Source organism: Methylophaga sulfidovorans, assembly GCF_900114205.1.
In the GTDB taxonomy this organism is placed as follows: domain Bacteria; phylum Pseudomonadota; class Gammaproteobacteria; order Nitrosococcales; family Methylophagaceae; genus Methylophaga; species Methylophaga sulfidovorans.
The window spans coordinates 215898-240768 of sequence record NZ_FOSH01000004.1 but is presented as its reverse complement, the minus strand read 5'-3'; the positions used below and the strand labels follow the sequence as shown (position 1 = coordinate 240768).

Sequence of the window (24871 nt, the reverse complement as noted above, 5' to 3'; positions counted from 1 at the left end):
AGTAATCTATCTGCTCGCTTTATGCGATGTTTTTCTTTTGCTGGAGAAGCAATGCCTCTTCCCAATGCTGTGACGGTAGCTGAGGCACCGTTCAATAGACTGTCAATGGCATCGGTTAATGCACACCTTCGGCGTGAATGCATATCAGGCGTGACAAGTGACATTGTTTTCTTCAATATAGGATGAACATTCATGGTGTTTTCGGCTGGTTGTATTTGTTTGGCGATAGATCTGATCACCAAATGCCATGAATGTTCCCTAACGTATCAACTAGACCATTGATTATTAGTAATTATTTGTGGGGATAGCTCAGGGTCAGAGTGTTTGATTTTTTATTTGCTTAGAGTAGGTACCTTACAATTAAATCAAAGGGTCGTACTTCTTGAAAAACAAACCTTCCTAATCTATCTCGCCTATTAGCCTATAACTCGTACTCCGTCCACCGCCTGGGTTTTGTATAAAGAGTTGTCGTGTAACTAAATCCTGAATATCACGTAATGCTGTGTCGTTTGAGCACTTAGCCAGCTTGGCATATTTAGAGGTATTCATGTGTCCCTCAAAATCATCTTCAAGCATACGGTTGATAATACGGCGTTGTCGTTCATTAACCGGGTTTTGGTTAACTCTATCCCATAATCTGGCTTTAAATAACACATTACTTAGCGTTTCATCTGCATTGGTAATAGCCCGGCCCAAACAATCTAAAAACCAGCTTAGCCATTCTGTGATATCCGGTGTTGCTCGTTGTTGTTTTTCGAGATGTGCGTAGTAGTGTTTACGTTCACTCTCAATTTGATTAGACAGGCTATAAAACCGCTCGGGCATCTTATCTGCTCTTGCCAATGCCATATCGGCAATCGCCCTGGCAATCCTGCCATTTCCATCTTCAAAAGGGTGAATAGTGACAAACCAGAGATGAGCAATGCCGGCTTTGATAACAGGGTCGATAGCAGATTTACTCTCAAACCACTTTATAAACGTGCTCATTTCTACATTCACTTTTTCAGCGGCTGGCGCTTCAAAATGAATCTTTTCTCTTCCGATTGGACCTGAGACGACTTGCATAGGGTCATTCTCAACTATGCGCCAATCACCCACGGTGATGTGGTGCATACCACTTCGCCCTGTAGGGAAAAGTGCTGCATGCCAATCAAACAAACGTGCTTTTGTTAAAGGTTTGGAAAAAAATTGTGTCGCATCCAGCATCATTTCCACGATACCTTCAACATCACGACTAGCTGGAATCAAACCGCCAATATCCATACCCAAACGACGAGCAATGGAGGAACGTACTTCCTCAGGATTTAGAGTATGACCTTCAATGGCTGAAGACTTCACCACATCATTAGTTAATGTTCTGAGGCTGGCTTCTCTTCTCAAGTCAAAGCCGATCGCTTCCATTCTGCCAAGTAAACGGCCCTGCTGATGACGAATATCAGCCAGCTTGACAGCTAGGACATCTGCATTCCACGAAAAGTCAGGCCAGTTGTTGTGTTGGTATATCCACATATTAATCACCGCAAATTATGCAGTGATAATAGTCTTTATTCACCGCAAGAACAAGCTTATTCACTGCATTTAATGCGGTGATTAACCACTTTATTCACCGCAAGCAGTTAGTTTTTCGCCAGTGGTTGTTTATAAATAGGGTTGGCAAGAAGCATTTGCCAGAAATCCAATAGAGTCAGAGTCATTGATTTCATTTTCGCTGCTATTTCACCAACAGCAATCAATTATTTAGCGTTAAATACAACACTTGTCGCGACACATTTCCTACCTTCTATCGTTACATGAACTGTTGCCTCTTTATTCATATATGCAGGCCCTTTCATGTGTGAAGCAAGAGGTGGAGCTATCGTCAGCGTCTTGTCACAACGTTCAAATAGACTTTTCTGTGTGATATCCCCTGCGTTTAGCTGACGCATAATCATGTTTGAAGGGTGCAATCGAGCCACAAGGACTTTTATCGTGCCTTCAAATTGATAAGCATTATCCTCAGTTGCTTTGTTCTGCCCTGCCTGTTCTCGCTCGTTTTTGCTTGCCAGTACTTTATAGTCAGTAAATTTGCACCATCTGGCAGAACCACCAGTGCTTGTGAGCTTAACTAGCTGACCATTTAATAACTTTAGCTTCGAGCCTGCATGCTGCTCAAAAAATGACTTAGCTTCTTTGGCTGAAAAATTTTTATCAAGAAAATAGGCTCTGCAGTTTGCTGTCCCCGCATCTTCCTTCTTAAGAAAAGTCAATTGAATAGGTAAGGGACGTTTGACGTTGAACACGCCTAAACTGAGGGGGTGATCGACTTTCATGCGGTAACTCTGCTCTGCAACAAGCTCATGAGCAGCCCATGTTTTTTCATCCTTAAGGATCCCCTCAATATCTCCTATGCTTTCTCTAGAAAGAGTTGGTTTTGTACCTCCTGCAAAGACAGAAAAACTGAGAAGAACTGACACAAATAAGAACATCATCTTGAACATCTATTACTCCATGTATATTGGTTGTGGCTTAGGTAAGCAAAGTTAAGTTGCTTGGATTGGATTATCATTCTCAGCTTAATTTGTGGCTGGATAACAGTGGTTTATGAGGCCCGCTTTTGATCAAATTGGAAATAGATACTTTTCTGAGAAGAGGCCATGAAGTAGCAAGGTATCCGTTCCAAATGGTGTAAGCGTCCTTTTTGCAAACAGCTTTTCACACTCTTTAGTAGCTGTAAGAAGCTGTTTATATTGGTTAAATATTCCATAGTTTGTCATGCTAATCAACGTTCAATTGTGTTGAGCTGCATATCAAGGTTTCACCAACCGGATGTTACCGCTCTGTCTTCACGTGAAAATTACTGTTGTTTCTTTATGGTGAATTATCAATTTGTGGCCAATGGTCGCTCTTACATCATTTCATTGTCACTTCAAAATATGACGACAGTGTTAAGTTAATGTAAGTCTGCGTTTTAACCCACATCAATTCGATGACTAAGTCGACATTGTTAAACTGAAATTGATTTTCTCAAATGGAGCTAACGCTTTAGCTTTTATTGTAAGGAGCACACTATGCAGCACCAATATAAATACACCGCCGCGATGATTATCATAGCCATCTGCCTGAGTGGTTGTGGCAATACGTCTAAAATTGCTTCACAGGCTGATTTTGGGCCTGATCCGGTATTAGTTGCACCCGAAACCTCACTTATCCCGACCTTAAATATTGCGTCCGCTAAAGGCTGGCCGATTGACGCCAAACCCACCGCTGCTAAAGGTCTGATGGTGAATCGGTTTGCTGTGGATTTAGATCATCCTCGCTGGTTGTATATCTTACCCAACGGCGATGTATTGGTGGCTGAGTCAAATGCACCGAAAAGTGAAAACTCGGATTGGAGTATTAAATCCTGGATTAAAGGCATGGTATTAGAAGATGCCGGTGCAGCGGTACCCAGTGCTGATCGTATTACCTTACTTCGTGACAACGATAATGATGGTGTCGCTGAAACAAGGCATGTGTTCTTAAAAAATCTGCACTCCCCATTTGGTATGGCACTGATTGGCAATGATTTTTATGTCGCCAATGCTGATGAGATAGTGCGATTCCCTTATGAAGAAGGACAGACCCAAATCACGGCTAAGCCAGAGCATGTGACAGATTTACCGGGTGGACCAATTAATCATCACTGGACTAAGAATATTATTGCGAATGAGGACGGCACAAAGCTTTATGCCACCGTGGGTTCAAACAGTAATATCGGTGAAAACGGCATGGAAGCAGAAAAGAATCGTGCGGCAATTTTGGAAGTGAATCTGCAAACGGGTGAAAAACGTCTGTTTGCATCCGGTTTACGCAATCCAAATGGGCTGGACTGGCAGCCACAGACTGGTGAACTTTGGACCACGGTTAACGAACGTGACGAAATTGGTAGTGATCTGGTGCCGGATTATATGACCTCGGTAAAAGACGGTGCTTTCTATGGCTGGCCTTATAGTTATTACGGACAACATGTGGATACCAGAGTGCAACCTCAACGACCTGAGTTAGTGGAAAAAGCCATCAAACCCGATTATGCATTGGGCGCGCATACCGCTTCATTGGGCCTGACGTTTTATAATGCTGATTTGCTAGCAGATAAATATCGCAATGGTGCCTTTATTGGACAACATGGCTCCTGGAACAGAAAACCGTTAAGCGGTTATAAAGTCATTTTTGTACCGTTTAAGAATGGTAAGCCTGATGGTCTGCCTCAGGAAATCTTAACCGGATTCGTGGACGAAAATGGTGATGCAAGAGGATGTCCGGTCGGTGTTGTCGTCGATAAAATGGGTGGCTTACTGGTGGCAGATGATGTCGGTAATACGGTATGGCGTGTTAGCCCTGAAAAAAATTAACAAGCGGTCAGTCTGTTAGTTTTGTTAATTGATATAACAAAACTAATAGGGTCAGAATTTAGGTAATGCCAAACTTTATGCGGTGATTAATCACCTTATTCACCGCAAGCTGTCATTTAACCATTCGATAACCTTAAAAATGCTATACCTCATAGTCGCTCAGGAAAGATCTGTGCTTTTTGCTGTCTTATCGTTTTAAGATAGCTATCATTAATCAATGAACCTCTTCGGGAGCTTTTTCAACGATGAGAAAAAAGCCTGTTTCTGTTTCTTTATTACTCGCTTTGATGACGAGTTCTATGGTCTATTCCGGGCTGAGCCTGGCGGATGAATCAGCAAATAACGGCCCGGATTGTGAGAATGTAAGTGTCGATTATCTGGATGATCCTACGTTGACCCGGGCAGAAAAACTGGCGCGTATGGAACAGGCACTGAGTGATTCTCTTAATCGCTTTGAGTTATGTAAAATCGCCATCTCTTCTAATTCATCGTCATCTAATAGTGGCAATGGATCTGGATCAGGTGCTGACGGTGGTGGCGACGCAGGAAATGGCAACTCAGCAGGCGGTGCCAGTGGTACAGAGTCTGTTGCCAGTGACACTATGCAAGGCACAGAACAAGCCCCCTCTAACGATGCAACCGCTACTGCAGCAAACACACAGGAATCAACAGAATCCGCTTCAGGTGAGATATCAGCCTCAGGCAATGTAGCTGAAAATGGTAAGATTCCGGAAGACATTCCTCCCGCGGATAATGATGACGCGATTGCCGCTCAGATTCGTGTCGCCGCAGAAGCAGAAACGGATCCAGAGATACGCAAAAAACTCTGGGATGAATACAGAAAATATAAGGGTATGAACGTTGAACATTGACCGTTTTAGAAGACCATCCAAATACCTTGTTTACCTGCTGGTCATGCTGCATGTGCTCACAGGTTGTGCCACCACATCCGGTTCAGGTGTAAATGTCGGACCGCGTTCGTCTTCGAGCTTTAGTGAAGATATGTCAAAAACGGCATACAGCGGCCCGAAAATGGATGTGGTTATTCCAGTGTTCTCGCCCGGTCTTTCTGACAAGGCGGCCAATTACGAAAAAGAAGGTGTATGGCCGGAATTACGTCGGGCAGAAGCCAATCGTTTTGCTTACAAACTGAAAAAAGCCCTCGATGATACCGGTAAGTTTGGTGCTGTCAGAGTCACGCCTGATAAAACGGCTTCTGGTGATCTGTATGTATTAGGCAAAATTGTCGAATCAAACGGTCTGGAAGTGGAGTTTGATATGAATGTCATCGATGCCAGTGGCAAACAGTGGCTGGATGACAATATTGATTACGAAGTGAGTGATGGCTTTTACAAAAACCCCAGAAATACCGATAAAGATCCTTATGATCCGGCATTTAATAAAGCGGCTGCCGATATCGTCAAAGCCTTACTGAAACAAAAACCTTCAGAGCTGAGCACGGTAAAACATATTGCCGATTTACGTTTTGGCGCCAGCTTTAACGACAAAGCCTTTGATGAATATATGGATACCAGCTCCACCCCGATTAAGCTCAAAGGCATGCCAAGTGAAGCTGATCCACTTTATGAACGTGTAAAAGCGATTCGCGTAAAAGAACAATTATTTGTTGATAATCTGCAGCCCAACTACGCCGCTTTTTCTCAGAAAATGAATGACAGCTACCTGACCTGGCAAAAAGCCAGCGCGACAGAACTGAGACTGCAAAAGCAAGCACAGAATGAAAGTCTGATGAAGATTATTGGTGGTGCTTTGTTGATTGCAGCAGCGGTGGCCGTCGGCTCTAATGGCAATCGTAATAACAATACCTTAGGCAGAGATATGGCCACCATCGCCGGCGGTATTGGCGGTGCGGTGTTAGTCACCAGTGGTATTACTTCTCGCGAGGAAGCTAAATTCCATCAGGATGCGATCAATGAGCTAGGCCAGTCATTGGATCTGGAAATGTCACCTCAGGTGATTGAGTTTGATAATCAAAGCACCAAACTGACCGGTAATATGGAACAGCAATTTCAACAATGGCGAGCCTTTATGGCGCGTATGTATGAGCTTGAATCAACACCCGATAAAGCGCTTTAATATCCGTCATGATCAATGAAGAAATCCGCAGAGCCAAGCAGGCGAAACAACAGCGCCTGCTGATTGGCGTGATTATTGTTCTCTCACTCATTGTGGTGACAGGACTGGTACTGTTTAGTCTTAACAATGTTCGCTTTAACAGTACTCCTACTAAAGAATCACCGCCAGAAACACAAGCCGCACCACAAAAAATCGAAGAACCCAAAAACGAAGAAGACGTCGCCGCATTACGCCAAGCCTATCTGGATGCTTTTTCTTTTTATGAAAATACGCTGAAACCGCAGCTGGAAAAAATCGATATCGACAGCTGGGATAAAACACTGGCCGATACCTTAAAAAGTCAGGAACAAACCGCCGTGGATACCTTTGGTGCTGGTCAATATGCTAAAGCCAAACAGGCGATTGATACCCTGACCCAAACCGCTGAGAAAACACTGACTGACAGTGAAACCGCTTTTGAAAAAGCCATGAAAGACGCACAAGCAGCATATGATAATTATGATTATCAAAGTGCCCGTCTGGCGATAGATAAGGCGCTTATTCACAAAGCTGATTCAGCAGACGCTCAGGTGTTGGAAAAGAAAATAGAAAACATCCCACAAATTGTGGAGCTGAATGAGGCGATTCGTGTTGCCAAAAATGAAAATAAGCCGAGCAAAGAGCTGTCTCTGATTGAAGATTTACTGAAAATCGAACCGGATCGGGAAGAGATGAAACAACGTGCCAGTGTGCTGCGTACGCAACTGGCTGAGTCACGATTTAATCAAGCGATATCTCAGGCGTATAACGCCATTGAGCAACGGCAACCTGAAAAAGCCAGACAAGCCCTCAAGCAAGCACAGAAAATTTATCCGGCTCGCCCTGAAAATAAAGAAGTCAGTACATCGCTGGCAACACTGGAATCACAGCTGCGCTTTGAGCAACATGTTGCCGCTGCTGACCAGGCACAAAAAGCCGATAACTGGGATGCGACCAAACAGGAATTAAACGCCGCCTTAAAAGAACGCCCTTCAAATAAAGACCTTATCGATCGTTTAAACCAGGCCAAACGGATTGTCGAAATCAATCAGAATATTCAGGGCTTATTACAAAATCCTTATCGTCTGAGCAATCCCGCAGTGAAAGCCACTGCCGATATTAATGTGATTCAGGCTGAGTCTTTTAGTGCTCAGAGCCCTTCTCTGGCAAAAATAGCTCAACAGTTGAAATCCACTATCAATGCGGTGAACACCCCAGTGAACGTGAATGTTATTTCTGATGGTAAAACCTTTGTCTCCGTGCGGGGTGTGGGTAAAGTCGGTGAAACCACTGGCAAAACGATTCAGCTCAAACCCGGCACCTATTCCTTTGAGGGCAAACGTGAGGGATATCGTTCCAAACTGATTGAAGTGCAAATACCGCTCAACCGAAGCGACTTCCAGGTCACCGTGATTGCAGATGAGCGAATTTAATCAGGCAATTGAAGCTGCCAAACGACAACAACGTCGAATGTTGTTATGGCTGGGTTTAGGTTTTATCGTGGTGGCCAGCTTCGTTGCCGCAGCGTTAATCACTTCCAGAGCCACACCGGTTCAGGTATTGCCTGAATCCATCAGTCAATATGCTCAGCTAAATGTCAGCCGTGGCCTTGCCCTGATAATTGATCATCATTTATATAGCCTTTCTAGTTCGGCAGAAGTAGAAGCTTCGGCACCAGGATATCAAACGGCCACTCAGCTTATCTCCCAATCCGGCTTTGGCAAAGTGACACAAATCACCTTACAGCCGCTGCCTGCCGAAATCATTTTGAAAACAGCTCTCGAAGATAATAAAACCAGTTGGTATGTCGACAAAAACCTCACTGCTATAAGCAATACGTTTACAACAAAACTCGAACAGGGTGATTACAACATCACGGCCAGTCACCCCTATTTTGAGCCCGTTACTAAAAACTACACGCTGAAACCGGGTGATATTGTTGAAAAAACCCTGAGCTTTACCCCCATCACTGGCGAATTATCTCTCAGCAGCCAGCCCGCTGGAGCTAAGGTCAGCATAGAAGGAAAAGAGGTCGGCCAGACACCTCTATCAATATCACTGCCCGGCGGTCAATATCCGCTGCAAATCCAAAAAGCAGGCTTTGAAACTGTTACGGATTCTATCAACATCACCCAAAGAACAAAGCACGTCAGCAGACAGTATCGACTGCCGGCAGAACGCGCCAGAGTGAGTCTCAGCGTATCACCGGTGGGTGGCACCTTAACGGTAAATGGTATTGATACACCAGTCGCCGATGTCGTCAAAATCGAGGCTAATAAGAACACCGTGCTGAGTTATAAAAAACCCGGCTATTTTTCACAATCCCAACACGTCAATCTTAAACAAGGTGAAAGCACTAAGCTTAACTTCAGCCTGAAAAAAGAAATGGGTAAAGTGGTGATTGAATCCACGCCTCAAGCTTCAGTGACTATCAATAACAAAACCATCGGACAGACACCACTGACACTAACGCTGGATGCGTTGCCACAGACGATTCGTTTCGATTTGGCAGGCTATCGCTCTGAGACTCGCACCATCATGCCCTCAGCAAAATCCACCAGCAGTGTTTCAGTAAATTTACTCACCGAAAAACAAGCCCGCCTGCAAGAAGCACCCAGACACTATAAAACTCGTGCCGGTGACGAGATGCAGTTATTTACACCGAATGACACCATCATCATGGGCGCAGAACGCAGTGAACCTGGGCAACGAGCCAATGAGTTTATCCGCAAAGTCACGATTAACCGGCCGTTTTATGCGGGTGTGCATGAAGTCACTAATCAATCCTATGCACAGTTTGATAAAAGCCATGGCGGCACCCCTAACCTGCCTGCCACCTCAGTCAGCTGGTTAGATACGGTACGTTATGCCAACTGGTTAAGTCAGGCAGAAAGTTTAACACCGGTGTATAAAATCAACGGTAATGCAGTCACTCACATCAATGATCAAGCGGATGGTTATCGCTTGCTGACTGAGGCTGAATGGGAGTGGTTAGCCCGAAAAGCCGCTCGCCCTACTCAAACGATTTTTGTCTGGGGAAATGACAAAACGATTCCACCTAAAGCCGTCAATATTGCTGATGAATCAGCAAAAGGCTCTGTGACGCATTATGTGCCACGTTATAACGATGGTTATGCTGGTGTGGCGCCAGTAATGTCGATGAAACGAGAACTGTCAGGCCTGTTTGATATGGGCGGTAATGTGAGTGAATGGACACATGACAGCTACTCACTTACTGTACCCAAACAAGGGCATTCTTATGCACAAACGCTGGATACAACACTCAGCGATGAGCATGTAGTTAAAGGCGCCAACTGGCGCTCAGGCACACTTTCAGAATTAAGAGCGTCATACCGCGATGGCGCAAGCCAGGCTAGAGATGATATTGGATTCCGGCTGGGTCGCTTTGTTTACGGAGGTCATTAATATGGCAAAACTAAAAAAATCGCTGGTGATTGTATTATCCATTGCCCTATTTCTGCTGGCATTGATGATGGTGAAAAATGTCTATGCCGGCAAACCCATCATTAGTCTGAACTCCCCTGTTTCCTTTCCTGTGGATATTTAAACCATGAAAGATATGCTGAAAAGCTTTGCGGCATTACTGATTTCTATTGTTGTCGTGCATTTGTTCTACATTGGTTATGTTCGCCCAGAAGCGGCTCAACTAATTGAGTTTGCTCTGAGTCAGGGACAGACTGCACCACGCGACATTACCGTCATCATCAAAGATTATGAACAGGAAATCTGTTTTATTCTTATGTTTTGGGGCTGTTATCTGATTCTCAGCGCCTATCGAAGTATTCTCAAAACCAAGTATTTGTTTAGTGTGGATCTGATTAAAGACGCCGATTCACAAGCTGACGACACCGAGACAAAACATAATCTGGATGTGAATGCGATTATTCATCGCCTTGATACCGAAATTCCTGCTGACTGCATGCAATCACCGTTGGTGCGAACTTTACGCTCCTCTTTATGGCGCTATAGCTCTACCAATAATGTGCAAAATCTATCCGATGCCATTGAAAGTAATCTGGAAGCCTTAGCCGTTAAACAAGATTCTGAAAATACTATGATTCGTTATCTGATCTGGGCAATTCCGTCGATTGGGTTTATCGGCACCGTCCGTGGTATCGGTCAAGCTTTATCACAAGCCGATAAAGCACTGGCAGGCGATATTTCAGGGATGACAGACAGTCTGGGCATTGCCTTTAACTCGACACTGGTGGCCTTACTGATCAGCATCTTTATGATGTTTCTATTCCATCAGCTGCAACGCCTGCAAGACAGCCAGATCGTCGATACGCAGGATTATTGTGATAAGTATTTACTTCGTCGTATACGGTGATTTTCATTGGCCCGTAAAAACCGACAAGCTGAAGGATTAAACCTCGCCTTTCTGGATATTATGTCCTGTGGGCTGGGTGCGGTGATCCTGGTTTTTATGTTGGTCAAACAGAATATTGAGTCCTCACCTTCTGAAACAGAGAATCTGAAAAAGGATATCAGCAGTCTGGAACAAGCTCGTGATGAAGCCCAAAAAGGCCTGGATCAACTCAGCGCACAGCTGAAAAATGAAAATATTGATTTGTCTGCGTTAAGCCAGAATCTGCAACAACAACGTGCCGCTCTCGACAACAAAAACAGTGAAATCCAGACAGCAGAGTCGAATCTTGACCAACTGAAGAAAAGCATTACGGAAATCAAAGTCCCCAAAAAAGAAGATCTAGTCGAAACACAGCAGGTCAATGAAGAGAATTACCTGCTTGGTCTTAAAATGGAAGGCAAAAAAATTGCTGTGTTAGTCGATGTCAGCGCCTCCATGACCAATGAAAAACTGCTCGATATTATTAAAACCAAAAGCAGTTCTGATAAGGCGAAAATCTCAGCCGCCAAATGGCAACGCACCAAGCGTGTGGTTGCCTGGCTGTTAGCACGGGCACCAAAGAACAGTCAGATTGCCGTTATCGCATATAGTGAAAAAGCTAAACAACTGGGTGGTACTGGCTGGATGTCAGCGACTAATGCCAGTGTGTCCAGCATTATGAGCAGCTTGAATCAAGTGGTTCCTTCCGGCGCGACCAATCTGCAAGAAGGTTTAATTACCGTTAATAGGCTGTCTCCGACAGATATTTATGTGATTACCGATGGTTTGCCAACCAAAGGTGACTCGAACTATAAAAGCCTGAATCCGTTTTCTGGCTGTAGCTCACTGACCAGTAATGCCAAAACCATTTCAGGTGAGTGCAGAAAACGTCTGTTTCGACAGACTATCAATGAAAGCGGTCTGACCCAGGCGAAGAAGAATGTGATCTTGCTGCCACTGGAAGGCGACCCTGAAGCAGCCTATGAATATTGGGCCTGGGCATCCAGCTCGGATGGTTTATTAATCAGCCCGGCGAGCAACTGGCCATGAGGCGTCGCGATAAAGGTATCGACATTTTCAGCCTGTCGTTTCTGGACATTATTTCCTGCGGTTTTGGTGCGGTGGTGATGCTGATTCTAATCTCAAAAACCGATGTTGATGTGGCTCCCACTGCTGGTACAGAAGATGTCAGTGCCATGCTCTCGCAGCTCGTCACCTTACAAAATTCAGTCAGCCAGATTCAGCAGGAAATGAATCAAAAACTCGAAGCGCTTGCCTCCTTATCAGAACAAAAACAATCCACCGCTGCCGCATCAAAAGCCTTGCAACAGCAATTAAATGCCTTAAACAAAAAACAGGCGGCCACTGCCGAAAGCATTGCCGGACTGGGCTTAGTGGAGGAACGTTTAAAACAAGCCTCATTAAGCACACCCCAAAAACCCAATAAAACCCGTGACGAAGATGTTGGCGGTATTCCTGTTGATAGTGATTATGTGGTGTTTATCGTCGATACCTCAGGCAGTATGAAAAATATCTGGGGCAAAGTGTCTCAGGAAATTGTCAATGTGCTGAATATCCATCCACAAGTGAAAGGCTTTCAAATCCTCAATGATATGGGACAACCGCTGATTTCTGGCTACGATGGTCAATGGATGCCAGACACACCTGCCAGACGGAAAAGCGTGATTCAACTGTTTAAAAAATGGAATGCAGTCTCCAACTCCAGCCCGGTAGAAGGTTTAACCGCCGCCTTAAGAAAATATGCCAAAGCCAATATCACCACCTCGATTTATGTGTTTGGTGATGATTACACTGGCTCAAGTTACGACTCGGTGATTGATGCCATTACCCAGCAAAATAAAAAACTGCCATCAGGCAGACGGTTGGCAAAAATCCATGCCATTGGGTTTATCTCACCCGGTACAACAGACCGTTTCAGTGTACTGATGCGTGAGATGACCAAAGAAAATGATGGGACATTTATTGCACTCCCTCGTTGAGGTATTTAATCAAAGTGATGTTTTGTAGGTTGGGCAGCGCTAGTTTCGCCTTAGTGGCGAGTCAGGGAAATGCTTGCCCATTTCCCTAACAACCCTAGGGCACCCCACCTTGCTGGCCTACGGCTCCACTGCGTTGCTCACTTTGTCTGGTGTCTGGTTAAAACTCGCTACGCTCACAAATTTGTCTGGAACAAATTTGGACGCCGGAGGCGCCCAAAGGGTGAGTGGCATGGATGCCACGAATCAAACACTAACCAGCCGTTATCCAGACAAAGTTGTGCTACTCGTCAGCACAAACGGGGATTTGAAAAGCTTCCACTCTTCCCGTCTATTGCCGCTAAAAATTCACTGTATTTTATGGATTAAGTGGACACGTGTTTGAGCGTAGCGAGTTGGTGTCCACGCCATAAAATACAGTGAATTTTTAGAGATAAGGCAATATCGGGTGCCTTTTTGTTTGGTTCGTTTATTTTGGGCATGCAAAATAAATGAACGCCCCGCGGCAGCGTGTGAAGTTGAGACTTATCCAGTAGATTAAATTTAAATATGGCCCCATACAAAAGTACCTTGAACACATTTATTCCATAAAAATCATCCCATCGTTGGGTTTCGCTAGGGCTCTACCCAACCTACTTAACTCCCTCTAATGGTAAAGTGAGAAATATCAGCACAAACAGTGTCAGAAAAAACGAAGGAAAAGATATGATGGAACATCATGGCTCATGTTTATGTGGCAAAGTCAGCTTTGAAATTAAAGGTGACTTCGAACACTTTTATCTCTGTCATTGCAGCCATTGTCGAAAAGATACAGGTTCGGCACATGCATCCAACCTATTTTCTCAATCAGCCAAGCTGGTCTGGTTGTCGGGCGAGGAAAATATCCACACCTTCACCTTACCAGGCACCCGTCATACAAAAAGTTTTTGTAAAAACTGTGGCTCTGCCCTACCCCATACACAAATGAATGGCCGTTTATTAGTCGTGCCGGCTGGCTGTTTAGACAGTAGCCTAGCTATTCAACCCGACGCTCATATTTTTATGAACAGTAAAGCAGAGTGGGACAGCACATCAGATCAACTACCTAAATTCGAGCAAGGCCCAACATAACTATCCGTAGGTTGGGTTGAAGCATGAAACCCAACAAACAGACTAAGAATTAGATTATGGCTTAAGCAGCAGCATCATTGCACCCAAAGAATTAAACTTCAAATCTTCTAATTTTTTCAACAATGATGGTAGGTATTTAGTGTTATGCGAGATAAACCGTTCATAGCTTTGTATTAATTGCAGAACATGCGTTGTATCAATATTCTGGTGATAACTGGCTATTCCTATCAAAGTGGTTTGAATATTGGTAAAGCAGGTAATTAATCTAAGGTAACTATCAAATAAACCATATTGCCCTGACACAGGGAAGTCAGAATGGAACAGGTGGGAAATTAAATAATTTTCCAGAAAATAGCCGCGTTCTTGTAAAAAGTCCTGATAAAACTTTTCATCAGCATTTTGATACTTCTCAAGTATCTTATCTATTTCAAACTCATCGTAGTTTATATCTAAGCCCTGATTTAACCAGTCCAGACATTCTGCCAAACGAGGATTTGCCGCTCTTGGATAATCTGTAAGCAGCATTGTAAGAGAGTACTCAACTTTCAGGCGTGGATTTGAGCTGAATTGTCGATATGGCATTAACAATTCATCTGGGTATTCAAGCGCCTCGATGAATTCAACGATAATCTGATTCATCATAATATAGCTGTTTGTTTTTGAAGCACCATTGAGTTTATCCAAGAAGAAACCTAAGACAAATAAACGTTCGTCCAGGCTGATTTGTCTCATTTGTATAATGTGGAATGAGACGGTTCTTATCGCTTCATAGGTCTCCTGAGCATCAGCCGGTAAATGTGCACCTATTTTTAATTCAATTGATTGTAATCTTTCGTTGTGAACACTCGCCTTATCAATATCAACTAGCTGTACAGGCGACTCTGGCAAAATAGCCAAACGGGTAACTTCAGGACAAGCCAAACTCAGGGCCGACTCAGACTGGTTAAAAATATTCATCGGTCGACGAGGAAAGACTGTGCAAGTATCAGACAAATAACTTTCACCACACTTTTTGTAAATATTACACAACTTATCTTCATTCAAAAAAGGACAAGATCCATCATCATGTAGCTTGATCTTATAGTCTGCCCCAGTCACCTTGTTTCTATCACGACCGATATTCGTCAGCACTTCTTTCCGGATTTTTTGATCTGAAATAGTTTTATATTTTCGATATGTTTTTTTGTCGATACTGACTTGCCAGCCACTACAACAAGTATCCTCACAATCAGAACCGATACACTCGAATTTATCGTAATAATCCAGAACCTTCATCAGCTAACCTCAAAAATAAATGCTGTTATCCGTACTTTACATACTCCTTTGACAATATAAAAATTTAACTCAAACTGAAAATCATCAGACTGTTGGGGTTCGCTAATGCTCTACCCAACCTACGGGACTAAAAATCAGACCTCCTTCCCGTCTATTGCCGCTAAAAATTCGCTTTATTTTATGGGTTAAGTGGACACGTGTTTGAGCGTAGCGAGTTGGTGTCCACGCCATAAAATACAGTGAATTTATAGAGACAAGGCAATATCGGGTGCCCTTTTGTTTGGTTCGTTTATTTTGGGCAAACAAAATAAATGAACGCCCCAGCGGCAGCGTGTGAAGTTAAGAATTAGCTCCGTAACTTAAATTGAAGAACAAAATCCAATAAAGAAAGCTCCAACGATATCTATACTGAATCAGCTTTTACCACAAAAAATCAAGTCGTTGGGTTTCGCTAATGCTCTACCCAGCCTACAGGACATAACAAGTTATTTTGATAAACGCGAAGTGAATAAAGACGAGTTTATTCACTCACCATTTTCCTTAAGGTAATTGCTTCGCTATCTCAGCAGCTAGCGTATCGAGATTTGTCGCTAAGGCACGGATCAGCACCGGATACCCTTCTGCTGATAAGTCTTTCGTCAAGCTGAATCGCTGCGTTTTCAGTACTTCGCCAGCTGCATTCATTAGTTGCCACTGACCACTGGTGACCGCTTTGCCATCATAGCGGCCCTGAAACTGATCAAATTCCACTTGCAGCTGATAACGGCTTTGTTTGGCGAATGATGGCAGGTTCACAATCCGATAATTTGATTGAGCCGCCTGTAAGCGGTCCCGTAAAGCGCGGCTCAATTGATCTGTTAACGGCTCGGTCCATTGGTGATATTGAGCAGAATGAATGGTGATATCGTCCAGTTGCAGGACTACCCCATTGTTGCTGAGAAAATCAGCCAGAATTATGGGTTTTATAAACACCGTTTTATCTGAAACCGCCGGCTCTGATGCCTGAATAACAGGCAAGGTATAAAAATTTGTCTGTGTCACAGGCTGGCTGACACAGGCAGTCAGCAAAATGAATAACATCCCAATAAAAAATCGCTTCACAACAGACTCCTGAATTTATGGCTGAGCAGCGGGTGGTTGTGGATCCGCCTGCTCGGTACGATTAAAAATAAGTGCGTTGGGTTGTTCATTCAAGGTTCGCACCAGAGGCTGTATGTCATTAATCAAACCTTCCAGACTCTTAATACTCTGCGATAAGTTCTGATACGCCGGTGCATCTGGTGATAATCCTTTCAGCGTTTCTCTCAGTTCGGTAAGCGTCTGATTCACATTATCTGGAATGGTTTGTGTCTGAGGGTCGTTCACAAACTTATCGATATTGACCGCCAGTTTTTGCACTTCTTGTAACAACGCCTGTGACGTTTTTAAATTAGCATTTACGCCATCTAATACTGGCTGAACATCAATACTGTTCAACTTATCGAGCAAATTAGACACTTTCATTTCCATCTGCGCCAGTTGTGATGACTTCGTCGGAATCACCTGTCGGTCTCTGAACATGGTGGTTTTGAGCTCGGGCATACCAGGTGTTTTGTCTATATTGATATCCACAAACATTGCGCCGGTAAGTAAATTTCCCGGTTTTAGAGTGGCGACCAGACCACGTTTAATCAGTCGGTCAATGCGTTCTTTCCACTCTTCAACCAAGCCTTCATGGAAATCACCAAGCCGCTGGGGCTCGAGTCTGATAAGTACCGGAATAGCAAAACCATCCTTACCATTTCGCATTCTGGAGTTATATTCCCAGGGCACACTTTCTACTGTACCGATGCGTAGCCCTCTGAACTCTACTGGCGCGCCTTCTGCCAGTCCACGAACGGTGTCCTTAACCATCAACACATATTCAATATAGTGATCATAACTAGCTTGTTGGGCTGCCGTCTGATTCGGGTATAAAGTGAACTCTTCACCTGGTTCAGCCGCTGGATCATTCTCAATTTCTTGTAAAACACCAAAGCTGACACCACTACTTAATAAGGTTTCAAGTGAAGCCAGATTAATATTAAATCCTTTTGAATCAAGGCTAATATTGACACCGGAAGAAGACCAGAAGCGGGTATTTTTTGTTACCAACACATCATAGGGCGCTTCAATAAATAGCTGATAGTGCATATGTTGATTACTGGCCAAAAATTCTGATTTTTCCACCCGGCCGACAACCTGGCCCTGATAACTGACAGGGTCACCGGGATTCAACGATATTCCCAGCGGACTGTCGAGATTGATACTAATACCATCGCCACTCAGAGATACTGGTGGTTGATCCAAGACGTCAAAATCACGCTTTTCCTGCTTTGATTTACCAGGCTCAAGTTGAATATAAGCACCGGACAGTACAGTATTTAAGCCACTAATACCTTCGCGTCCGATACGCGGTTTAACGACCCAAAAACGCGTATCCTCGGCCAGAGTTGATGCTGCATCCGGATCAATCCGGGCTTTGACGACAGCATATTGCAAGTCCTCCGAAAGCTTCACTGATTCAACATGCCCAATTTCCACATTACGCGTTTTAATCAGCGTTTTTCCGGCAGTAATACCTTCGGCATCGCTCATGGTGAGGTTAATCAGTGGACCTGTGCTGAGATAATCATCCACCACCAGCCAGGCACCGATGAGTAGCGCCACAATGGGAAGAATCCAGATGGGTGACCAGCTTGATGCTTTGATGGCTCGCGCGGTATCTAATTCTTCTGTTGTTTCAGTATCAGATGTATCTTCCGTCATACTTTTTTGCCCCGCAAAGGTCGTAACTCAGGTTGAGGGTTATCCCAAATTAAGCGTGAATCAAAGGTGATAGCCGCCAACATGGTCAGCACTACCACACTGGCAAAGGCTAGGGCGGCCGGTCCAGGGGTAACAGAAATTAAGTCACCGGCATGGATCAAAGCGACTAGAATCGACACCACAAACACGTCTACCATAGACCATCGGCCGATAAATTCGGTAATCCGATACAATTTCAAACGCGCCATTTGGCTTAGTTGATGAGCATTATTGACTGTCAGGCACAACCACGACAAGACCAATAACTTACCTATTGGCACCAAAATACTGGCAATAAAGATAACCATCGCAATGGGCCATGAACCGTGCTGAATCAGCCCAATGACACCGCCCATAATCGTGCTGTTGCTTGCCTGACCAAACGTCGTTGTGGTCATGATGGGATAAACATTTGCCGGTATATACAAAATGGTGGACGCTAACAGCAAAGCCATTGTCCGTTGCAGACTTTGGGGGGCGCGGGCATGTAGATGTTCACCACAGCGCAGGCAGTGATTATCACCATTTTTGCTGAGTTCATGAATCAATCCACAGGTCGGACAACCAGTCAGACCTTGTTGCGCCGCCCCTTGTCCAGTCTTGGTTTGCGCAGGAGCTCGAGGTTCACCAGCAATAGCAAACCACATCCAGTCTGCATCAATAGAGCGTGTGGTCATCAACAATAAAAAGGCAAAGACGGCATAAGCCCAAAAGGCGGTGCCGAGCTGAATGTCTGCCATACCCGCGATTTTAAACAGGCTGACGAGTGCACCGATAATAAACACATCGGCCATCATCCAGCTATCCAGATGTTTGAGCGTGCGCGCAATGTATCTATGTTTCATTTTTGGCTCGGAAAACAACAATACCAGTTGCAGCCAGATGACCGAAAAAAGATATAGCGCTGGCAGGATAATAATGCTCAGTGCCACCACAATAGCAACTATCGGCTGTTCAAAACTTAATAACATTGATGCGGTTTGTTCAATTTCGATACTGTGGCCAATGCCTTTTATCGAAAAACTGACAAAGGGAAAACTGACAGAAATCAGCAATGCGATAACCGCACTAATGGCTAAGGCCAGACTTCGTTGTGCCGGACGATAATGGCGTCTGACCAGAATATGCTGACAACGTGGACATTGTGCCACTTCTCCGGCATGCAACCGTGGTAAAGCAGACACCCAATCACATTCGTGACACGCCCGTAACCGACGTTGCCCGCTAAGGTTTTTATCAAGCTTTTGTAGAGATACCGCTTGTTTCATGGCGTAATAACATCACGTCTATTTGCTGCGTTAATCGAAGCTGCTTACACATATTGCCCTGCACACCAGCCACTTGACCATGCCCATTGAAAATTAAATCCGCCTAGCCAGCCCGTTACATCCAGTACTTCACCGACAAAATATAAATTCGGTGTGGTTTTCGCCTCAAACGTCTTTGAAGAGATACCATCGGTATCGACACCGCCTCGTGTCACTTCTGCTGTCCGGTAACCTTCAGTGCCAGACGGTTTAATGGTCCAGTGATGAAAAAACTGCGTCAGCTTTTCTAGCTCCTGATGGGATAACTGTTTGGCCAGTTTATCGCCTAAATCAGCACTAATCAGTCCTAGCCAAGTCATCACAAAACGTTTGGGTAAATAATATCCAAGTAATGTTCTCAGCGTGGCTTTTTCTCCGCTAGTTTTCCACTGTTCGACCAACTCAGCTACCGACTGGCTGGGTAAAAAATCAATGCTTATCTCATCCGAACTGTACCAGTAGTTAGAGATTTGCAAAATGGCTGGCCCACTTAGGCCCCGGTGAGTAAATAATAAGGCTTCATTAAAGGTTTGCTGACGACAGCTAACACTGATATCCATGGATACTCCAGCCAACTCCTGTGCTACCGTCAGCCAGGCATCACTCAGGGTAAATGGCACTAATGCAGGTTCCGTATCTTTCACTTTCAAACCAAACTGTCTGGCAACTTTATAACCAAAGCCGGTGGCACCCATTTTAGGAATAGATAAACCACCCGTTGCAACCACCAGTGAGTGACTCCGATACTCACCTAGCGGCGTATCAATGACAAATTGTTGATCGTCCTGTTTTGTGATCGCTGTGATAGCGGTATCGGTTTGGATAACGACATCACCTGTTTCACACTCTGCTAGCAGAATATTCAGAATATCTTTAGCTTTATCATCACAGAATAATTCGCCAGCACCTTTGTCGTGATAGGCCAGATTGTAACGCGACACCAGTTCCAAAAAATCATATTGGGTGTAGCGACTTAATGCCGACTTACAAAAATGCGGATTTGCAGACAGGTAATTATCGGGCTCCATATAGAGGTTGGTGAAGTTACAACGACCACCGCCCGACATTAAAATTTTCTTACCGACCTTATTAGCATGATCTAATACCAATACCCGCCGTCCCCGTTGACCAGCGGTAGCCGCACACATCAGGCCTGCTGCACCGGCACCAATCACAATGCAGTCGAAAACTTGAGGACTCGTCAAAACTTATTGCTCTTTATCATCCAGTGACGGCCAGCTAAAGCCCTCAAGATCATTTTTCTTTGGGTGAAATTTCAGCTGCAGACCTTGCAGAAAATTGCGTAATACCTGGTCTTTACAGACACGGAAATGTTTATGATCCGGCTTTCTGAAAAATGCACTGAGTTCATGTTTACTCAGGCTGAAACCTTCCAGCTGTAATACATCCAATATTTCGTCACTTTGTAAGTTGAAGGCTATTTTCAACTTTCTGAGGATAATATTGTTATTCAGTGATTTCTCTGGCTTAGGTTGTTCGCCTTCTTTTTTTCCACGTAAGTGGTTAATCAAGCCATTGAGGAAAGTCGCCATTTGTTTGTCATTCAGTGATTGATAGTCAGCATCATCGTCTTTCTTCAACCATTTCCGTACATCATCACGGCTTACCGTCATATCGGCTTGTTCAAAAATCGAGATCATCGTCGCATCATTGATATCGAGAATATAACGGAGCCGTCTTAATACATCATTATTTGTCACACATATTTCCTAAGCAGAAGCTTGTTTTGGTCTCTGCTGATGCGTTTTAACATCAAACTGAATCAGCAAACAGACTATTAATATCAGCTCATACTTTAACAGGATGACGTCTACAACGTGGTATATACCTGTTCTTCTAGTAACTGAACACTATGCTAAGGCCATATATTGCTGGACTAATATCGTCGCTGTCGTAGTGGATTTATTGCGAGCGCAAATCAAAGCGCATAGTGACTTCATCGTCTTTCGCCTTAACTGCACTGACCGCATCGACATGCAGCTGCGCATCACTAAGTTTTCCCTGCTGTTTAATATAGGCGATGACCGCATCTTGTCTGGCTTGCGCGAGCTTCTTCAGATCATTTTCAGAAACCGCTTGTTTAGCGACCAGAGCAGTTTTGAGTTTGCTGTTATAAGCCAGTAAGTCAACAGATGGCTCTTTGTCATCAGCCACCGTATTTTTAGCCATCGCGTCCAGTTTCAGCACAGATAAGTCAGGGCTTAGACCTTGTTCCGTGTATAAACGCTCTAATACGATTTTCCGACGTTCTAATAATTGCTGTTCCGGATTCGTTTGTTTTAAGCCAGTTTCAACTTCCTTCTCCACAGCTTTCAGCTGCAATTCTTGACGATCGACACTTTCTGCATAAGGAGCCGGGATTTCCAGCGTCAATTGTGGTCGTTGAACCAATGCTTCTGAGAGTTTCAATAAGGCTTCTTTTTGTGGTGGAGTGAGTTCAGCACGCCCTGCTGCAAAGCGAATATTATCCACCGGCTGCTCATCGCCTCCCACAAGATTAGCAAGGAACCGGAAGGGAGAAGTCACAATATTACGAATCGCATTAAAAATGGCTTTACGTATGGCTGGCCCCATCTCAAACTGAGGATTGTTAACATCGCCAGTTACCGGAATGCTTAAATCAATCACACCATCACTGTTTTTTAATAAGGCGACGGCCAGATCCAGTGGTAAGTCGACCGCATTCGGTGACTCCACCCTTTCACCTAAGCGAATATCACGTATCACCAGGCTGTTCGTTGCATTTAAATTTCCATTCTGAATTTCATAATTGAGTTTCACATCGGCACGACCATCAGCAATTTTTCTACCGGCAAATTTGATGGTGTACGGGCTCATAGCTGGCAAATCGAGATTACTGAATGACATCGCTACATTACTTTTCTCAGTAATATTAAACGGTGCAAGGCTGCCTTTAATTTCAACCATGCCAAATTCCTGAACCTGACCTTCCAGATTCAATTCAACCGCTTGATCCGACTGGGTAGAAAAACCACTAATTTCGCCATCCAGAGATCGCATTTCAGTATCAAACACGATTGGCAGACTTTCATCGGTAAAGCGTGAACTGGCGTCTTTAATCGTCACCTGTCCAATCGACACTTTATAAGGATCATCTTTATCGTTAGTTTCAGTCGGGGTCGCCTTAGTATTAGCCGGTTGCTCTTTTAACAACTTACGTAAATTGGTGACACCTTCTTTATTAATAAAGATACGGCTATAGAATTTATCCAAATCAATATCTGAAATAGCCAGATCTTTCTTTTTCAATGAAAAATCAACGGTATTGACGGCTAACTTATCCAGACTGAACAGCTTTTCCTTCAAATTTTGATTATCTATCTGCAAAGAAGATAAAGCTAAATCGCCTTTCACTAATAAGGCATCATCGGCATCACTTTTCAGTGAAGCATTGGCCGTAATCTGTCCATCCTGCAAAGTAACAAAAGCATATTTATCAATATAAGGCTGCAATGGTTTTAAGGATAGCTGGTCGACTTTTGTCTCTGCTGTCACCGATAACTCAGGGAACAGTTGCAGATCGCCTTTGGCTGATAAAACACCACCAGAACTGACTTTAATAGTGCTGGTAAATGGCATTTTCTGATTATCTGTCAGACTCAGATTCTTAAGGCTGGCTGCCAGATTCAATGTCATATTTGACGGCAGTTTGGGTTGTTGGTCTTCAATAAACAGAGCAACATCTTTCAGTTCGGCTTCAGAAATCGCTAGTTTGAATGCGGGTGTCTCTTCTGACGGTTTTGTCTCTTCAGTGTCAGATTTTGGTAAGGCGTCAATAAGTTTCAGCCAGTTAATCTCGCCCTGTTTATTATGAAGAGCAGCCAGTTTGGCATTACTTACGGTCACATTATCTATCGTTAATTGATTTTCAGGATATTGATAACGGCCGTTCTCAACATCTAACTGACCATCGGCAATTAAGGCCTTGTTCAGGCCAGGCTCAAGTACATCCAGCTTGGATAGTTTGACCATCGTGTTATTGATATCAATCTTAGGCTGCTGGCCGGCAAGATTCACATCGTAGTCAAGGCTGATATCCACTACCCCCTGTCTTAATTCAACGGGTAACAGCGCTTTAAAATAACGATACGGTGTCTGCAGATTAAACTGGTTTAGCTTAAGCTGACCGGCCATGGTGAGTGGTGATAATGAAAATGTCCCCGCCACAGATAAGTTGGCTTTATCTTCAAACTCAATACCCAGCGTGGTTTTGGCTGTTTCATCCGCTTTAGTGGAAAACTGATTCAGCTGAAAGTTAATGGGAGATAAAACTGTTTTAAACGGCTCTGCAGGCACGTCATCAATATAATGTAACTTGCCGTTGTCAAAATTCAGCGAGTCTAAAACAATAGTGAATAATGGCTCATCTTCTTCTGAAACGGTGGGTTCTGTCGACACTGCTGCCGGTTCGGACGATTCCTCTACAGCTGTTTCCTGCCATGTATTAGCTAGACGTGTCAGTGTATTTTCTGCCTCGGAATAACGCTGAAAATGCAGATCAACCGCGTTGATATCTACTGTAGGAATACTGATATCACCTTTGACTAATTGGCTTGGATCGACATTCACATAGACTGAGTTCCAGGCCAGAAGAGGCTGTTTTTCTCTGGTTTGAATAGCCATGCCAGCGATGTTTAACTCAAAGGTGAAAGGATTAAAACGAATATCCTGCAACTGCGTTTGAAGATGTAAGCGTTGATCCAGAGTGCTTTTTAATTGTCTTTCTGCCAACCAGGGCAACAGATAAAACCCTGCCAATGTGTAAATCATCACCAGGCTTAATAAGCCGATAATGAAACGACGATGGCGGAACAGAAAAGACTTAGCTGATGGCATACAATTCATTCATTATTGATGATGGAATAACTAGATAGTACACAATTAAGTTATTCGTACCAATGTCTGAGTACACTAGTTATGCACTCTTGAGACGTTCACGGGTATCAGCCGCACCCATTGCATCCGCCAGCATAATCGCGGTTTTACCATCATCAGTCTTAGCGTTCACATCGGCACCATGCGCTAAAAGACAATCAACGATATCCAGTTGATTAAACATAGCGGCAAACATCAGTGCCGTCTTGCCATCAGGTGTTGCTGCATTGACATTGGCGCCATGCTGAATCAACAGCTCTGCAATCTCTTTATAACCTTTAAATGCCACACCTGCTAAAGGTGTTTGTTGGCGATCATTAGCCAGTTCTGGATCGGCACCATGTTCCAGCAATAATTTTGTCATTTCATAATGGCCGTTGTAGCTGGCTAACATCAATAAACTATCACCGTTGCCGGTACGGATATTGACTGGCAGGCCCATTTCCAGTGATTTTTTTAACTCTTCAGCTTTACCATCACGTACTAACTGAAACACCAATTGAGCTAACTCGTAGGTTTTCTCATCCATTTCTGGGTTCGTCTCATTTCCTGTCATTCGATCATCCCCTTATTCTGTTGTCAGCC

The 24871-nt window shown here is 44.0% G+C and carries 20 protein-coding genes and 1 pseudogene; 10 read left to right on the top strand and 11 right to left on the bottom strand.

Translation table 11 applies throughout. The features are described 5' to 3' along the window. From BM232_RS14765 to BM232_RS04975, 3 genes and pseudogenes are all read right to left on the bottom strand, one after another. Nucleotides 1-239: pseudogene (locus BM232_RS14765) on the bottom strand (hypothetical protein); the annotation flags it as partial. Between the two features lie 160 nt (nucleotides 240-399). Continuing rightward, nucleotides 400-1509, bottom strand: a complete 1110-nt coding sequence (locus tag BM232_RS04980) for a Fic family protein (protein ID WP_177207253.1) — start codon at nucleotides 1507-1509, stop codon at nucleotides 400-402. A 224-nt stretch (nucleotides 1510-1733) separates the two neighbouring features. Further along, on the bottom strand, nucleotides 1734-2477 hold the full coding sequence (locus tag BM232_RS04975) for a hypothetical protein (protein WP_091712072.1): 744 nt from the start codon (nucleotides 2475-2477) through the stop codon (nucleotides 1734-1736). 570 nt (nucleotides 2478-3047) lie between these two features. On the opposite strand from BM232_RS04975, the gene BM232_RS04970 reads away from it, so the two are divergent. The 10 genes from BM232_RS04970 to BM232_RS04930 all read left to right on the top strand — a co-directional run bounded on the left by BM232_RS04970 (nucleotide 3048) and on the right by BM232_RS04930 (nucleotide 13961). Beyond that, a complete protein-coding gene (locus BM232_RS04970; protein WP_091712071.1) occupies nucleotides 3048-4370 on the top strand; it encodes a PQQ-dependent sugar dehydrogenase in 1323 nt (440 codons plus the stop codon). Nucleotides 4371-4615: 245 nt separating this feature from the next. Beyond that, entirely contained in the window at nucleotides 4616-5242 is a 627-nt protein-coding gene (locus tag BM232_RS04965; protein ID WP_091712070.1) for a hypothetical protein, read from the top strand. After that, nucleotides 5232-6467 (top strand): hypothetical protein, encoded by a 1236-nt coding sequence (locus tag BM232_RS04960; RefSeq protein WP_091712069.1) that lies wholly within the window; start codon nucleotides 5232-5234, stop codon nucleotides 6465-6467. Before BM232_RS04965 ends, BM232_RS04960 begins: the two co-directional genes overlap by 11 nt. 8 nt (nucleotides 6468-6475) lie before the next feature. Further along, a complete protein-coding gene (locus tag BM232_RS04955; RefSeq protein ID WP_091712068.1) occupies nucleotides 6476-7918 on the top strand; it encodes a hypothetical protein in 1443 nt (480 codons plus the stop codon). Continuing rightward, the gene (locus tag BM232_RS04950) at nucleotides 7905-9911 is read left to right on the top strand and encodes a PEGA domain-containing protein (protein WP_091712067.1); all 2007 of its coding nucleotides are present in this window, start codon (nucleotides 7905-7907) and stop codon (nucleotides 9909-9911) included. The genes BM232_RS04955 and BM232_RS04950 overlap by 14 nt, the downstream gene beginning before the upstream one ends. A 1-nt stretch (nucleotide 9912) precedes the next feature. Next, nucleotides 9913-10053, top strand: coding sequence for a hypothetical protein (locus tag BM232_RS14875; RefSeq protein ID WP_177207252.1), 141 nt, complete (start codon nucleotides 9913-9915; stop codon nucleotides 10051-10053). A 3-nt stretch (nucleotides 10054-10056) separates the two neighbouring features. Next, nucleotides 10057-10836, top strand: a complete 780-nt coding sequence (locus BM232_RS04945) for a MotA/TolQ/ExbB proton channel family protein (RefSeq protein WP_091712066.1) — start codon at nucleotides 10057-10059, stop codon at nucleotides 10834-10836. A 6-nt stretch (nucleotides 10837-10842) separates the two neighbouring features. Continuing rightward, nucleotides 10843-11904 carry a VWA domain-containing protein gene (locus tag BM232_RS04940; RefSeq protein ID WP_091712065.1) on the top strand — a complete coding sequence of 354 codons (1062 nt, stop codon included), beginning with the start codon at nucleotides 10843-10845 and terminating at the stop codon, nucleotides 11902-11904. After that, nucleotides 11901-12854, top strand: coding sequence for a hypothetical protein (locus BM232_RS04935; protein ID WP_091712064.1), 954 nt, complete (start codon nucleotides 11901-11903; stop codon nucleotides 12852-12854). Before BM232_RS04940 ends, BM232_RS04935 begins: the two co-directional genes overlap by 4 nt. A gap of 702 nt (nucleotides 12855-13556) precedes the next feature. Next, the gene (locus BM232_RS04930) at nucleotides 13557-13961 is read left to right on the top strand and encodes a GFA family protein (RefSeq protein ID WP_091712063.1); all 405 of its coding nucleotides are present in this window, start codon (nucleotides 13557-13559) and stop codon (nucleotides 13959-13961) included. Nucleotides 13962-14015: 54 nt separating this feature from the next. Here BM232_RS04930 and fliB read toward each other — a convergent pair whose 3' ends face one another. From fliB to BM232_RS04890, 8 genes are all read right to left on the bottom strand, one after another. Continuing rightward, nucleotides 14016-15236 (bottom strand): flagellin lysine-N-methylase, encoded by a 1221-nt coding sequence (gene fliB, locus BM232_RS04925; protein ID WP_091712062.1) that lies wholly within the window; start codon nucleotides 15234-15236, stop codon nucleotides 14016-14018. A gap of 540 nt (nucleotides 15237-15776) precedes the next feature. Beyond that, the gene (locus BM232_RS04920; protein ID WP_143092259.1) at nucleotides 15777-16337 is read right to left on the bottom strand and encodes a PqiC family protein; all 561 of its coding nucleotides are present in this window, start codon (nucleotides 16335-16337) and stop codon (nucleotides 15777-15779) included. A 15-nt stretch (nucleotides 16338-16352) separates the two neighbouring features. Continuing rightward, complete coding sequence (pqiB, locus tag BM232_RS04915) at nucleotides 16353-18023, bottom strand: intermembrane transport protein PqiB (protein ID WP_091712060.1); 1671 nt, start codon at nucleotides 18021-18023, stop codon at nucleotides 16353-16355. Continuing rightward, complete coding sequence (locus tag BM232_RS04910; RefSeq protein WP_091712059.1) at nucleotides 18020-19330, bottom strand: paraquat-inducible protein A; 1311 nt, start codon at nucleotides 19328-19330, stop codon at nucleotides 18020-18022. Before BM232_RS04910 ends, pqiB begins: the two co-directional genes overlap by 4 nt. Before the next feature lie 44 nt (nucleotides 19331-19374). Then, nucleotides 19375-20574, bottom strand: coding sequence for a BaiN/RdsA family NAD(P)/FAD-dependent oxidoreductase (locus BM232_RS04905; protein WP_091712058.1), 1200 nt, complete (start codon nucleotides 20572-20574; stop codon nucleotides 19375-19377). Nucleotides 20575-20577: 3 nt separating this feature from the next. After that, complete coding sequence (locus tag BM232_RS04900) at nucleotides 20578-21090, bottom strand: YehS family protein (RefSeq protein ID WP_091712057.1); 513 nt, start codon at nucleotides 21088-21090, stop codon at nucleotides 20578-20580. Between the two features lie 202 nt (nucleotides 21091-21292). Continuing rightward, the gene (locus tag BM232_RS04895) at nucleotides 21293-24247 is read right to left on the bottom strand and encodes a DUF748 domain-containing protein (RefSeq protein ID WP_177207251.1); all 2955 of its coding nucleotides are present in this window, start codon (nucleotides 24245-24247) and stop codon (nucleotides 21293-21295) included. Between the two features lie 79 nt (nucleotides 24248-24326). Then, complete coding sequence (locus BM232_RS04890; protein ID WP_091712055.1) at nucleotides 24327-24842, bottom strand: ankyrin repeat domain-containing protein; 516 nt, start codon at nucleotides 24840-24842, stop codon at nucleotides 24327-24329. Between the last annotated feature and the right edge of the window lie 29 nt (nucleotides 24843-24871).